The sequence below is a fragment of the Pseudomonas taiwanensis DSM 21245 genome (assembly GCF_000425785.1).
Taxonomy (GTDB): domain Bacteria; phylum Pseudomonadota; class Gammaproteobacteria; order Pseudomonadales; family Pseudomonadaceae; genus Aquipseudomonas; species Aquipseudomonas taiwanensis.
Map to the genome: position 1 here is coordinate 64594 of NZ_AUEC01000019.1, position 12580 is coordinate 77173.

Below are 12580 nucleotides of genomic sequence, written 5' to 3' on the forward strand. Positions count from 1 at the left end.
TCATCACCCCGTTCCCTGCGAGGCTTTTCCATGAAGATGTTCCGTCCCCTGCTTCTGGCCACCCTGTTCTGCGGCAGCACCCTGGGCTTGTCCCAGGCGCAGGCCGACGCCCTCGCCGACATCACTGCCCGCGGTGTACTGAAGGTGGCGGTGCCGCAGGACTTCCCGCCGTTCGGTTCGGTCGGTCCCGACCTCAAGCCTCGTGGCCTGGACATCGACACCGCCCAGCTGCTGGCCGACAAGCTCGGTGTCAAGCTGGCGCTGACGCCGGTCAACAGCACCAACCGTATTCCATTCCTCACCACCGGCAAGGTCGACCTGGTGATCTCGAGCCTGGGCAAGAACCCCGAGCGCGCGGCGGTGATCGATTTCTCCCGCCCTTATGCGCCGTTCTACCTGGCGGTATTCGGCCCGCAGGACGCCAAGGTCGACAATATCGACGCCATCGCTGGCAAGACCATCAGCGTCACCCGTGGCGCGATCGAGGACATGGAGCTGTCCGCCGTCGCGCCCCAAGGCACCCTTATCAAACGCTTCGAGGACAACAACTCGACCATCGCCGCTTACCTGTCCGGCCAGGTCGACCTGATCGCCAGCGGCAGTGTGGTAATGGCTGCCATCGCCGAGAAGAACCCTTCCAAGGTCCCGGTGATGAAGGTCAAGCTCAAGGACTCGCCAGTTTATGTGGGCCTGGCCAAACAAGAGCCTGCGTTGCTGGAGAAGGTCAACGCCACCCTGGAAGCGGCCAAGGCCGACGGCAGCCTCAATCGCAATGCCGAGAAGTGGCTCAAGCAACCGCTGCCGGCTGATCTTTGAGCGGCAAGCGGAGCCTGAACCATGGCCTATCAATTCGACTTCGCCCCGGTGCTGGCGCAGGGTGACCTGTTGCTCAGGGGGGCGCTGTTCACCTTGCAGCTGACGGTTATCGGTACCCTGCTCGGTGTCGCCATCGGCGTGGTCGGCGCGGTGGTCCGCGCCTGGCGGCTGCGCCCGTTCGATGCGCTGTTCGGCGTGTACGTGGAACTGATCCGCAACACGCCTTTCATCGTCCAGCTGTTCTTCATCTTCTTCGGCTTGCCGGCGCTGGGCGTCAGGTTGACCGAGTGGCAAGCGGCGGTGCTGGCGATGGTGATCAACCTCGGGGCGTATTCCACCGAGATCATCCGTGCGGGGATCCAGGCTATAGCCAAGGGGCAGTTGGAGGCCGCTGCGGCATTGGCCATGAGCCGCTTCGAGGCACTGCGCCATGTGGTGTTGCGCCCTGCATTGGCCAAGGTCTGGCCGGCGTTGTCGAGCCAGATCGTGATCGTGATGCTGGGCTCGGCAGTGTGTTCGCAGATCGCCACCGAAGAGCTGTCCTTTGCCGCCAACTTCATCCAGTCGCGCAACTTCCGCGCCTTCGAAACCTACCTGCTGACCACGCTGATGTACCTGGTCATGGCCATTGTCGTGCGCCAGTTGCTGGCCTGGGTCGGCCAACGTTGGCTGATGGGGAGACGCTGAATGGATTTCACCTTGTGGGACATTGTCCGAAACCTGCTAACCGGGCTGCAGTGGACCTTGCTGCTGTCGCTGGTCGCGTTTCTGTGCGGCGGGCTGGCCGGGTTGCTGCTGTTGCTGGCGCGGATCAGCGACAGCTCCTTATTGCGTGGCTTTGCCCGTGGCTACATCGAGCTGTTCCAGGGCACGCCGCTACTGATGCAGCTGTTCATGGTGTTCTTCGGCATAGCGCTGTTCGGCATCGACGTCTCGGCGTGGATGGCCGCTGCCATTGCCCTCACGCTGTTCACCAGCGCCTTCCTGGCCGAGATCTGGCGTGGCTGCGTCGAGTCCATTCCTCGCGGTCAGTGGGAGGCGTCGGGCAGCCTGGCGTTGAATCGCCTGGAGCAACTGCGCTACGTGATCCTGCCCCAGGCACTGCGCATCGCCATCGCCCCGACGGTGGGCTTCTCGGTGCAGGTGGTCAAGGGCACGGCGGTGACCTCGATCATCGGCTTTACCGAGTTGACCAAGACCGGCGGCATGCTGGCCAACGCCACGTTCGAACCGTTCCTGATCTACGGCCTGGTCGCGCTGGGCTATTTCCTTCTCTGCTATCCGCTCTCGCTGAGCGCCCGTTATCTGGAAAGGAGGCTGCATGCCCCTGCTTAGAGTATCCGCACTGCACAAATACTATGGCGACAATCATGTGCTCAAGGGCGTTGACCTGAGTATCGAGGAAGGCGAGGTGGTGGCCATCATCGGCCGCAGTGGTTCGGGCAAGAGTACCTTCCTGCGTACCCTCAACGGTCTGGAGTCGATCAGCGATGGGGTGATCGAAGTCGACGGCGAATACCTCGATGCCAGCCGCGCGGACTTACGCGCCCTGCGCCAGAAGGTTGGCATGGTGTTCCAGCAGTTCAACCTGTTTCCGCACCTGAGCGTGGGCGAGAACGTGATGCTCGCGCCACAGGTGGTGAAGAAGGCCAGCCGTGCAGAGGCCCGCCAGCTGGCCGAGCAGATGCTGGCGCGGGTGGGGCTCGCCGAGAAGTTCGATGCGTATCCTGACCGACTCTCTGGTGGCCAGCAGCAACGCGTGGCAATCGCCCGGGCGCTGGCGATGTCGCCGAAGGTACTGCTGTGCGACGAGATCACCTCGGCACTGGACCCGGAGCTGGTCAACGAAGTGCTGGGCGTGGTTCGCCAACTGGCCAGCGAGGGCATGACCCTGATCATGGTCACCCACGAAATGCGCTTCGCCCGCGAGGTGGGCGACAAACTGGTGTTCATGCACCACGGCAAGGTGCACGAGGTGGGAGACCCCCGCGAAGTGTTCGCCGCCCCGCGCACGGCGGAGCTGGCGAACTTCATCGGTGCGGTGGCGTCGGCCTGACCGGCCAAACGATCAGAAACGAAGGTCCAGCGCCAGCTCGAAGGTGCGTGGCGCGCCCATGTAGTACTGCTGGTGGTAGGCCTGCTTGGCATATACCTCATTGGTCAGGTTGCGCACCCGCCCGGTGAGGGGGGTGTGCTCGTCCAGGTGATAGCGGACGAAGGCACCCTACAGGGTGTAGGCTGGTGCCTTGGGGGTATTGGCGTTGTCGGCGTACACCGAGTCGACATAGCGAGCGTCCACGCCCCCTGACCCGTCCTGGGGCAGGCTGTAGGTCAGCCACAGGTTGCCGACATTTGGTGCATTACCCTTGCGCGACACCGATGCGCCGTTGAGCGCTTCGTTGAGCTGATCGTACCGCCCGTCGCCGACGTTGTAGTTCTCGAAGCGCCGGCTCTTGTCGCTCTGCAGGGTGCTGCGACCAGGCAGGAGCGGCGAGCCCCAGTACGGACTGTCCTCGGTGTCCTACTGGTATTCCAGTGCCAGGGCAGCACGCGGGGCCGTGGGGTGATTTTCATGGCGGCGAATCTAGCATTGGGGTGAATGCTCAGGTAGTGCTTCGCGGTGGCGGATTGCCGCACCTGGCATCGCGTAGGACTCAGCCCTGCGAATCACCGGTGCACAGCCGGTTGCGCCCGCTCTGCTTGGCCTGGTACAGCGCCCGATCCGCCTCGCTCAGCGCCTCGCCAGGGTCGCTGCCTTCCACTGCCTGCCAATGCGCGACACCCAGCGAAATGGTCATTGCGCCCACCGGCTCCAGCGGCGTGTCCTGTACCGTCACTCGCAGGCGCTCGGCTACATTCGTGGCCACCTCCAGACTGGCACCGGGCAACAGCATCAGAAACTCCTCGCCACCGGTTCGGCATAGCAGGTCGCCTTCACGGCAACAGCCGCGCATCAGTTCGGCGAGGCGGCGCAGCACCTGGTCGCCAACATCATGGCCATGGCCATCGTTGATCCGCTTGAAGTGATCGATGTCCAGGACGATGGCCGAGAATCGCCGCCCTTCAGCTTTGAGCAGCGACAGGCTGAACTCCAGGCTGCGGCGGTTGCCCAGCCCGGTCAGCGGGTCGGTCTGGGCGTCGCGGTTGAGCCGGCCTATGCGCTCGTGCAACAGGTTCAAGCCAAACAGTAGCGCACGCTTGAGCTCGGCCGCTTCAAAGTACCAGGCGCGCACGCGATGCAGGCGTTCGGCGGTACTGGCGCGGTCCATCGACCTGGCCCCGGCCGCCAATTGCCATAGCGGGCGGGCGATGATCATTGCCAGCCACCAGAGCAGCAGGCAGCCAAGCAACGCCAAGGGAGCTGAAATACCCATCACGCTGAGTATCAGGTGGCTCAATGGTGCAACGGTTTGCTCCAGCGGCTGCTGGGCTATCACGCCCCAGCCCGCGCTGGGTACGGTGGCGAATCCGGCCAGCATCTCGACGCCACGGGTATTGGTCACTTGCCGGGTGCCGCTGGGCACCGTCGCCAACTGGTCCACCAGTGCGTTGCCTTCCACCAGCGTGCCGACACGCTCTGCATCGGGGTGATACAGCAACCGACGATTGCGATCGACCACGTAGAGGTACGAGCCGTCTTTGTAGAAATGTTCACCCAGCAAGCTGTTGAGGATGTTGCGCTCGCGCAGGTAAAGGCTGCCGCCGACATAACCGAGGTACCGGCCGTTGCCATCGAAGATCGGGTGCGACAGCGCTACCACCAGGTTGTTGGCGGCTGACAGAAAAGGCGTCGAGACCAGAGGCCGGCGCTGGGTCAGTGCCTCCTGGGACCCGGGTGAATGCACGCGGGTGCCGATGAAACGACGTAGTGTAGCGGGCGATATAGCCCGCAGGACGCCCTCGGCGTCCACCACGAAGGTGGAGTTGAAGGCACTGCTCTGTCGCAGCAGACGCTCGGTTTCCGCCACCATCGCTTCGGTGTCGTCCATCTGACGTCCCTGCAAACCGGCGCTGAACGACAGATGCTGCAAGGCGTTGCTGATGAAGGTCTCGGTGATGGCCGCCAGCTTGGCCGCATACACGCGGTTCGCTTCAAGCGCGTGGTCGATCAGCAACTGTCGTTGCACCCGATAGCTGGCGAAATAGCTGGCGCACAGCATCACCAGGGCGGTGAGGGCACAAAGGACGAGAATGAGCGTGCGCAGGTCCAGGCGCAGTCCGTGCTTGGCGTGTGGCAATCCTGATCTCACTGACGCGGAAAATGGAATAACCTTACTCGTTATGTGTTTGCACGGCTATAGAAGAACGGTGTGAGGTACCGAGGCATCAAGCGCCGGCCTTTTCCAGCGACCTCAGCTCGTCTTCCACTTGTTGCATGCGCTGTTTGGCCAATGCCTGCACCTTTTCATCACGTGCAGACTCACGCATGAGTGCGGTCAGCTTGCGGCTGAGGCGCTGGCCTTCCTCGGTCTCTTCCAAGGCCCTGGCCTTGGCCGGGTCGCGGGTGGCTTCGACGATGGTGTTGAACTCGGTGTCGCTGAAGTTCTTCTCGCTGTAGAGCTTGTACAGGTCCTGGCGCTGGTCCTCGACGGTAAGGTGCTTGCGCAGCACTTCCCTGATCGTGGTTTCGGCCAGCGCCGGGTGGGTGCGGGTGAGCAGCGACGCCATACGGTCGATATTGTTCTCGTAGGCCTCCTGCAGCGGCAAATTGGCCAGGATCTGTTCGTTGCGGCTGGGCTTTTGGTCGCAAGCGACGAGGGCAGCGGCGAGCAACAGGGGAAGCAGGAGCGAGGGGAGGCGGGGCATGGACTGGCCTTGGGCGCGATGTATGGGGCAATTATACCGATGTCGATGTGCCGGCGACGAGAGCGAATGTGCGTCAGCAATTGGCCGGCCAGGGCAATGCCCGAACGGGCAAGCAGGCCTTGTGGCGCCGACCTTACTGAAGTACAACTCAGGTCGCACTCGCCATCGCTACCTGCCGACCATGCCACATTGGACCCTCCATACTCCCAGCCATGACGCCATCGCAGAAGTCGTGAGGTTCGTCGACGCGGCACGCCGTGATCTGTTCCCCATGCTCGCCGAAGCGCCGTTACCCAACGACCTTGCCCACTTCGGCGATACCTACCTCGATGGCGCTGGTCGTTTCCTCGTGGCCCGCGACCAGGGCCGGCTGGTCGCAGCCATCGGCTATCTGCCGTATGACCATCGCTTCCCTCAGCTCGACTACCGAGGTGCTCACGTGGTCGAGGTGGTGCGCTTGTTCGTCCGGCCCGAGTACCGCAGGCATGGGCTGGCTGGCGCCCTGTTCGCGGCACTGCGCGAGCAGGCCATGAATGCAGGTGTCGACTGCCTGTACCTGCACACCCATCCCTTCCTGCCTGGCGCGATTGCGTTCTGGGAGCGGCAAGGATTCAAGGTGGTCGATGTCGAGGATGACCCGCTGTGGCGCACCACCCATATGCACCAATGGCGGCGAACCTAGTGTGGTGTTTCGCAAGTAACACTCATATTTTTCGGCCTAACGCCTCGGCTGCACGACCGACGCTTGCCAAGATGTCATCGGCCTTTCGATGCCAGCGAAAGGGTCGAGGGTTGGCGTTGTGGGTGGCAAGGTAGTACTCAATGGACTCTTCCAGATCCTTCACGCTGGTATGTGCCTGGCGCTTGATCCACTTTTCGCTCAGCGTCGAGAAGAAGCGCTCCACCAGATTCAACCAGGATGCCGAAGTAGGTGTGAAGTGCACTTGGTAGCGCGGATGCGCTGCCAGCCACACTTTCACGTTGTCAGTCTTGTGTGTCGCGTAGTTGTCCATTACCAGATGAACAGGCATGTCCTCGGGTACGTTAGCGTCCACCTCTTTGAGGAAAGCGAGAAACTCTGTACTTCGATGGCGGCGCTTCAATCTTCCGATGACTTCACCCGTAGCGATATCCAGCGCCGCGAACAACGATGTGGTTCCGTGGCGCTTGTAGTCGTGGGTGCGAGTGACGGGTTTGCCGGGGGCAAGAGGTAAGCCTGGCTGGGTGCGGTTCAGCGCCTGAATCTGGCTTTTCTCGGCGATGCAGAGCACCAGGGCCTTTTCGGGAGGGTTGAGGTAGAGCCCAACAATGTCGTGGACCTTGTCGACGAACAGAGGGTCGGTCGAAAGTTAGAAGGTCTTCTCAAGGTGAGGCTTGAGGCCGAAGGCATGCCATATCCGCATGACGCTGGCTGGAGAAATGCCGGTTGCCTGACTCATCGAGCGAGTGCTCCAGTGACTGGCATCTTCGGGTTTGGACTGCAGTGCCTGATTGACCACGGCCTGTACTTGTTCATCGGTTATGCTGCGAGGCCGGCCTGAGCGATGTTCGTCATTTAAACCATCGAGCCGCAGCCGACTGAATCGCACTCGCCAACGCGAGACCGTGTGTACGCCGATGCCAAGTCTGTGGGCGATTGAGGTGCCTGATTCTCCACTAGCGCACGCCAAGATGATTTCGGCGCGAATGCGAGATTCAGCAGAGCCTTTACGCTATCGGGAGCGACGAAGCAGTTCGATGTGTTCTTCGTCGCTCAGCTCAATCGGGGCAGCAGGTCGGCCGGCTTTCATATCGTGGCTCCGAGGCATTTCTGATGCTGTAAAGCCTAGACCAAAATATGAGTGTTACTTGCGAAGCACCACACTAGGAAGGCTCCTACATCCGCGCTGCGGCGCGGGCCATCACGTTCATTTCATTCCCCCGCCGCGTTCCTTACTTTCCCGTCCGATCATCAAGACGAGGAAGCAATGCCCATGGCGCACCTGGCCCTGTACAAGCTCAAGCTGCTGGACCATTTCGAAGACCGCAGAGACGCCTGGACCTTCGCAGACTTCGAGAGCAGCTTGCTCAAGGCCTGGCGCCGGGCGACGCGCGATGATGCCAAGGCCATCATCCATGCGGCGCATAAGGAAGGATGCTGGCCAAAGACGGTCAAGCGTTACGTGCTGACCCACTACCAGGTTTTTGGCAATGTCAGTGCGCAGCTCAGTGCAACGTTCGCTGATGTCGTGGCGTCGATAAGCTCGCAGGAGAGGGCGCAGTGGCGATTGCAGGCATCAACCTGAAAGCGCAGCGGGCCGCGCGCAGGATCAGAATCCTCCTGTCAGCGGCCACTCCACCGCCAGGCGGATCTGGTTCCCGTCCAGTTCCGCTTGCGCGGTATTGCCCCGGTGCACGTTGTGCCGCACAGAAAACGCAGTGCCCTTGGCCTTGCCGCTCTGCACCACGTAGCGCGCCTCAAGGTCGCGCTCCCAATGCTTGCCGCCCTTGCCATAGCCCAGGTAGGCATAACCGCCGTTGGGGTCCACATGCGATCCGTCGATATCGAACCCCCTGACGTACAGCGCTGTCAGGCTCAACCCTGGTACCCCATAGGCGCCCATGTTCAGGTCATAGCGCGCCTGCCAGGACCTTTCGTTGGGTGCGTTGAAGTCGGACATCTGCACGGCGTTGGCGATGTAGATCGCTCCACGGCTGACATAGTCGAACGGCGTGTTACCGTCCACCTGCTGCCAGCCGAGGCTGAAGCCGTGGGGGCCCTGGTTGTAACGCCAGACCAGGCTCCATGTGGTGTTGTCAATGTGCCCGGATAGCGCCTTGCCGGTATCGGTGGTGCGATACAGGTTGAGATCCAGGCTCAGGCTGCGACGGTCGTCCAGGGCATGGGTGAGTGTGCTGCCCAGGTAGTGCTGGTTCCAGCTGTCTTCATAGCGAGAGGTGTACAGGCTGCCACTGAAGGCGGCGCCGGGGTTCCACACCACGCCTGCCAGGTCGAAACCGTTGCCTTGCCGGCCGTTGGAATAGTTGACCACGAAGCCTTGGTCGTGGCTCGACGCGTTGCGGTCGGTGTTCTCGTTGAAATGGCCGGCCACCAGCTTGAGTGAGTCGAACGGGTTGCTGGTGAGGAAGAATCCGGTGGCCGTCTCAGGCAACAGGCGGCTGTCGGAGGAACTGAATACCGGCGTCTTCACGCGCTGTTCGCCATAGGACAGCACGGTATTGGAAACACGCAGCTTGAGCGCAGCACCGCCCCGGCTGTACTCGGATTTGGGGTGGCCATCGTTGTCCAGGCTGAGCAAGCGTGCCTTGCCGGCGCGTCCTCCGCCGCTGTCCAATTGCAGGCCAAGGTAGGCGTGTGCATCGACACCCACGCCGATAACGCCTTGGGTAAATCCTGAGGTGAAGGTGCCCATCAAACCGTAGGCCCACTCTTCGGCAAGGCCGTTGCGTTCGTCACGCGGCTTGTAGGCATTACGCGCGCTGCCGTTGCGGCCCCCATGCTTGTAGTCGCGCTGGTCGAACACGCTGCGATTGAGCAGGCCCCAGGTGCTGTCCTCGACGAAGCCGTTGCTTTGCGACTGCGTGGAGTCGGCCATCGTGAATGGGGTGATGCCCAGCAGCGGCAGCGCCAGCAGCAAGCGGCTCATCGTGCGGCCTCCAGTTTGCTCAACTGTGCGGCGAAGCGGTCTTTGGCGCGGGTCGGCAGGTTTCCTGGGATTGGCGTGGCCTGGGCGTCACCCACTTGAATCAACATCACCATGCCCATGGCCACGTGGGGAATGCACTGGACGCCATATGTACCGGGCACCGTGAAGCTGTGCTCGAAGGGCTGGTTGAGCCTGCTCATGAATGCCTCGGCCCCGGCAGGCAGCAGCCCTGGAACGCTGGCGGCGTTGTGCCCGCTTTGGCTAGGCAGGAAGCGAACCGTGTCGCCTGGCGCAATGCGCAGATAATCCGGCTCGTACACCATCGACCCCTCGGCGCCGCGATTGAGCATTTTCACTTCATGCACCTCGGCCTGGGCGGCGTGGGTGAAAACGGTGCTGACGAGCAGTAGGGCGAAAGGACGCAACGGCATGGTGGGAACTTCCAGGTTCAAGGGGCGCGAAAACGCAGGATGCGCGCGCCATCGAAGGGGTCGGTGAGGTAGTGCGCCTGCACGCCGAAGGTGCTCAGCAGACGCTCCGGCGTCAGCACGTCCTGCGGTTTGCCCAGGGCGACCAGGCGGCCTTTGTCCAGCATGGCGACACGGTCACAGGTGAGCGCCTGGTTCAGGTCGTGCAGGGCGATCAGGGTGGTGATCGGTAGCGCCTGAACCTGGCGTAGCAGGCTGAGCTGATGCTGGATATCCAGATGGTTGGTCGGCTCGTCGAGCAGCAGCACCTGAGGGCTTTGGGCCAGGGCGCGGGCGATGTGCACCCGTTGGCGCTCGCCCCCGGACAGTGAGTTCCAGATGCGGGTGCGCAGGTGCTCGGCGTCGAGGTCGACCAAGGCTTGCTCGACGATGGCGCGGTCGTGGCTGGAGAACGGCGACAGGGCCGATAACCATGGCGTGCGCCCCAGGGCCACGGCGTCGAACACGCTGATGGCGTCGAGGGTGTCGGCCTGCTGTTCGACCAGCGCCAGAGTCTGGGCGATACGCCGTCGGGGAAGCCGCGCCAAGGCGTTACCGAGCAACTGGACACTGCCGCTGGCCGGCGCGCGTAGCCCGGCCAGCACTTTGAGCAAAGACGATTTACCCGAACCATTCGGGCCGACGATCCCCAGCGTTTCGCCGGTGACCAAGGTGAGGTCGATATCGCGGAGCACGAGATTGCCCGACAATTCGAGGCTCAGGCCCTGACAGGCGAGTGGGGCGATGGGCGCATTGATCATGAGGGTCATGGGCGCCCCCGACGGCTGACCAGGATCAGCGCGAACACAGGCGCGCCGATCAATGCGGTGACCACGCCAACCGGTATCACTTGGCCCGCAATCAGCGTGCGTGACAGTACATCGGCGGCGATCAGGAACAAGGCGCCGCCCAGGGCGCTGGCCGGCAGCAGGTGGCTATGGCCAGGGCCGAGCAGCAAGCGCAGGGCGTGGGGAATCACTAAACCGACAAAACCGATGGCCCCGACGATCGACACCATCACCGCTGTCACCAATGCAGCGCAACTGATCAGCAGCAACTGGGTGCGACGCACGGCAATACCCAGCGACGCTGCCGAGTCGACTCCGAAAGTAAAGGCATCCAGCGTGCGGCGGTGCCACAGGCACACCACCAGGCCGGCCAGCGCCACTGGAAGTGCCAGCCACACCGATGGCCAGCGCACGCCACTGAGGTTGCCCAACAGCCAGAACAGGATGCCACGCGCCTGCTCGGCGGTGGCCGACTTGGTGATCAGGAAGGCAGTCAGTGCATTGAACAGTTGCGAGCCAGCAATGCCTGCGAGGATGACCTGGGCGCTGTTGCCAGTGGAGCCGCTGGTGCGGGCCAGCACCAATACCAGCGCGAAGGCAGCGAGTGCACCGAGGAACGCACCTGCTGACATGCTCAGTGCCATGCCACCGAACCCCAGCAAGCCCACCAGCACCGCACCGGTCGAAGCGCCTGCCGAGAGGCCCAGCAAGTAAGGCTCGGCCAGCGGGTTGCGCAGCAATGCCTGGAGAATCACCCCGCAGGTCGCCAGCCCGGCACCGCAGGCGGCAGCCACCAGGGTGCGGGTCAGACGGTAGTTCCAGACGATGCCCGCATCGATCGGGTCGACCGGGTAACCAGCCTGCCACAGGTGGTTGGCCAGCACTTGGTAAACCACGCTGGACGATACGTTGGCCTCTCCGATGACGGTGCCGGCCAGGACGGCGGCGAGCAGGGCCATTGCCGACAGGACGCTATAAATCAACAAACGCTTCATCACGGCGCCGCATTGCCGCTGGCGAAGGCGGCAGACAAAGTCTGCAGGCCACGGAACAGACGGATGCCGGCCTGCATGGCATCTGCATCGAGGATGATGATGCGGTTGTTCTTCACCGCGTCCATGTTGCGGGTGACCGGGTCGTTGTGCAGGAAGTCGAGTTTTTTCTGGTAGTCGTCGGCGGGGAAGCGGCGGCGGTCCATGCGGGCAATGATCAGCCAGGTTGGATTGGCCTTGGCCAGCGTTTCCCAGCCCACGGTCGGCCATTCCTCGTTGGACTCGACCACATTGCGCACACCGAGGGTGCGCAGCATGAAGTCAGCCACCCCTTGGCGACCAGCCACATAAGGGTCTATCTGGAAGTCGGCGCTGGAGAACCAGAACAATGCGCTGGTGTTGGAGAGGTCCTTGCCTGCAACGTGCTTTCTGGCACTGTCCAGGCTTGCCTTGAGATCGGCGTTCAATGCCGCGCCGCGGTCCTGCACGTCGAAGATCTCGGCCAGTTGGCTGACGCTTTTGTAGATGCTCTGGACCTGGAAAGCTTGTAGACGGGTACCGTCGGCTCCGACCAGGTTGTCCTTGCCTTCGCAGTCCGATGGCAGCAGGTACGTAGGAATCTTCAGCTCATCGAACTGCTCGCGGGTTGCCACGACGCCCTGGGCGCCGACCATCCACTCGAATTGCACCGCCACCAACCGTGGGCGCTTGCCCACCACGGCTTCGAAACTGGGGTCGTTGTCGGCCAGCCGCTCGACCTTGTCGTTCACCGCCTTGTACTCGGGCAGCACATTGTTGAACCACAGCGAAGTGCCGGCCACTTTGTCGCCCAGCCCAAGGGCATAGAGGATCTCGGTCGCCGCCTGGCCGATGGTGACGGCGCGCTCGGGGGCCTGGGCGAAGGTCTGGGGCCGGCCACAGTTGTCGACGGTGAGCGGGTAGTGGGTGGTAGCGGCCTGGGCCAGGCCGGCGAGGCTCAGGCCTGCAAGCAGGGTGGTGAAGCGCAGCAGCATGTGGGGGCGATCTCCTATCGGACAGTTCACGGCATGAACGCACGGACAGGC

Annotated in this window: 13 protein-coding genes and 2 pseudogenes; 6 read left to right on the forward strand and 9 right to left on the reverse strand. The window is 62.7% G+C overall.

Translation table 11 applies throughout. The annotated features are described in order from the left end of the window. Nucleotides 1-30 precede the first annotated feature (30 nt). Genes H620_RS0108520 through H620_RS0108535 form a run of 4 tightly spaced genes read left to right on the forward strand, consistent with a single transcriptional unit; the run spans nt 31 to nt 2872 of the window. On the forward strand, nt 31-816 hold the full coding sequence (locus tag H620_RS0108520) for a transporter substrate-binding domain-containing protein (protein ID WP_023380181.1): 786 nt from the start codon (nt 31-33) through the stop codon (nt 814-816). A 21-nt stretch (nt 817-837) separates the two neighbouring features. After that, a complete protein-coding gene (locus tag H620_RS0108525; protein ID WP_023380182.1) occupies nt 838-1503 on the forward strand; it encodes an amino acid ABC transporter permease in 666 nt (221 codons plus the stop codon). Further along, nucleotides 1504-2151, forward strand: a complete 648-nt coding sequence (locus H620_RS0108530) for an amino acid ABC transporter permease (RefSeq protein ID WP_023380183.1) — start codon at nt 1504-1506, stop codon at nt 2149-2151. After that, the gene (locus H620_RS0108535; protein WP_023380184.1) at nt 2138-2872 is read left to right on the forward strand and encodes an amino acid ABC transporter ATP-binding protein; all 735 of its coding nucleotides are present in this window, start codon (nt 2138-2140) and stop codon (nt 2870-2872) included. The genes H620_RS0108530 and H620_RS0108535 overlap by 14 nt, the downstream gene beginning before the upstream one ends. A gap of 12 nt (nt 2873-2884) precedes the next feature. Here H620_RS0108535 and H620_RS26330 read toward each other — a convergent pair. From H620_RS26330 to H620_RS0108555, 3 genes and pseudogenes are all read right to left on the reverse strand, one after another. Next, a pseudogene (locus tag H620_RS26330) lies at nt 2885-3238 on the reverse strand (TonB-dependent receptor domain-containing protein); the annotation flags it as partial. Nucleotides 3239-3470: 232 nt separating this feature from the next. After that, nucleotides 3471-5054 (reverse strand): sensor domain-containing diguanylate cyclase, encoded by a 1584-nt coding sequence (locus H620_RS0108550; RefSeq protein ID WP_023380185.1) that lies wholly within the window; start codon nt 5052-5054, stop codon nt 3471-3473. An 88-nt stretch (nt 5055-5142) separates the two neighbouring features. Next, nucleotides 5143-5622 (reverse strand): DUF2059 domain-containing protein, encoded by a 480-nt coding sequence (locus H620_RS0108555; protein WP_023380186.1) that lies wholly within the window; start codon nt 5620-5622, stop codon nt 5143-5145. A gap of 181 nt (nt 5623-5803) precedes the next feature. Here H620_RS0108555 and H620_RS0108560 point away from each other — a divergent pair, with 181 nt between their 5' ends. Continuing rightward, nucleotides 5804-6304: a GNAT family N-acetyltransferase gene (locus H620_RS0108560; protein ID WP_027907178.1), complete on the forward strand. Its 501-nt coding sequence runs from the start codon at nt 5804-5806 to the stop codon at nt 6302-6304. A 22-nt stretch (nt 6305-6326) separates the two neighbouring features. On the opposite strand, the pseudogene H620_RS0108565 reads toward H620_RS0108560, so the two are convergent. Further along, nucleotides 6327-7412 (reverse strand): annotated as a pseudogene (locus H620_RS0108565) (IS630 family transposase). Between the two features lie 183 nt (nt 7413-7595). Between H620_RS0108565 and H620_RS0108570 the strand changes: the two are divergent. Beyond that, complete coding sequence (locus H620_RS0108570; protein WP_023380188.1) at nt 7596-7907, forward strand: hypothetical protein; 312 nt, start codon at nt 7596-7598, stop codon at nt 7905-7907. Nucleotides 7908-7931: 24 nt separating this feature from the next. Here the strand turns inward: H620_RS0108570 and H620_RS0108575 are convergent, their stop codons facing one another. From H620_RS0108575 to H620_RS0108595, 5 genes are read right to left on the reverse strand one after another with little or no spacing between them, the layout of a single operon-like run. Next, nucleotides 7932-9269, reverse strand: coding sequence for an OprD family porin (locus H620_RS0108575; RefSeq protein WP_027907179.1), 1338 nt, complete (start codon nt 9267-9269; stop codon nt 7932-7934). After that, entirely contained in the window at nt 9266-9700 is a 435-nt protein-coding gene (locus H620_RS0108580) for a pseudoazurin (RefSeq protein ID WP_023380190.1), read from the reverse strand. Before H620_RS0108580 ends, H620_RS0108575 begins: the two co-directional genes overlap by 4 nt. 17 nt (nt 9701-9717) lie before the next feature. Beyond that, nucleotides 9718-10506 carry an ABC transporter ATP-binding protein gene (locus H620_RS0108585; protein ID WP_023380191.1) on the reverse strand — a complete coding sequence of 263 codons (789 nt, stop codon included), beginning with the start codon at nt 10504-10506 and terminating at the stop codon, nt 9718-9720. Beyond that, nucleotides 10503-11519 (reverse strand): FecCD family ABC transporter permease, encoded by a 1017-nt coding sequence (locus H620_RS0108590; protein ID WP_023380192.1) that lies wholly within the window; start codon nt 11517-11519, stop codon nt 10503-10505. Before H620_RS0108590 ends, H620_RS0108585 begins: the two co-directional genes overlap by 4 nt. After that, complete coding sequence (locus H620_RS0108595; protein ID WP_023380194.1) at nt 11519-12529, reverse strand: ABC transporter substrate-binding protein; 1011 nt, start codon at nt 12527-12529, stop codon at nt 11519-11521. Before H620_RS0108595 ends, H620_RS0108590 begins: the two co-directional genes overlap by 1 nt. Between the last annotated feature and the right edge of the window lie 51 nt (nt 12530-12580).

Bases quoted from the DNA above. Each gene is read 5' to 3' on its own strand.
- H620_RS0108520 (WP_023380181.1), top strand. From the start codon at position 31: ATGAAGATGTTCCGTCCCCTGCTTCTGGCCACCCTGTTCTGCGGCAGC.
- H620_RS0108525 (WP_023380182.1), top strand. From the start codon at position 838: ATGGCCTATCAATTCGACTTCGCCCCGGTGCTGGCGCAGGGTGACCTG.
- H620_RS0108530 (WP_023380183.1), top strand. From the start codon at position 1,504: ATGGATTTCACCTTGTGGGACATTGTCCGAAACCTGCTAACCGGGCTG.
- H620_RS0108535 (WP_023380184.1), top strand. From the start codon at position 2,138: ATGCCCCTGCTTAGAGTATCCGCACTGCACAAATACTATGGCGACAAT.
- H620_RS0108555 (WP_023380186.1), bottom strand. From the start codon at position 5,622: ATGCCCCGCCTCCCCTCGCTCCTGCTTCCCCTGTTGCTCGCCGCTGCC.
- H620_RS0108560 (WP_027907178.1), top strand. From the start codon at position 5,804: ATGCCACATTGGACCCTCCATACTCCCAGCCATGACGCCATCGCAGAA.
- H620_RS0108570 (WP_023380188.1), top strand. From the start codon at position 7,596: ATGGCGCACCTGGCCCTGTACAAGCTCAAGCTGCTGGACCATTTCGAA.
- H620_RS0108575 (WP_027907179.1), bottom strand. From the start codon at position 9,269: ATGAGCCGCTTGCTGCTGGCGCTGCCGCTGCTGGGCATCACCCCATTC.
- H620_RS0108580 (WP_023380190.1), bottom strand. From the start codon at position 9,700: ATGCCGTTGCGTCCTTTCGCCCTACTGCTCGTCAGCACCGTTTTCACC.
- H620_RS0108585 (WP_023380191.1), bottom strand. From the start codon at position 10,506: ATGACCCTCATGATCAATGCGCCCATCGCCCCACTCGCCTGTCAGGGC.
- H620_RS0108590 (WP_023380192.1), bottom strand. From the start codon at position 11,519: ATGAAGCGTTTGTTGATTTATAGCGTCCTGTCGGCAATGGCCCTGCTC.
- H620_RS0108595 (WP_023380194.1), bottom strand. From the start codon at position 12,529: ATGCTGCTGCGCTTCACCACCCTGCTTGCAGGCCTGAGCCTCGCCGGC.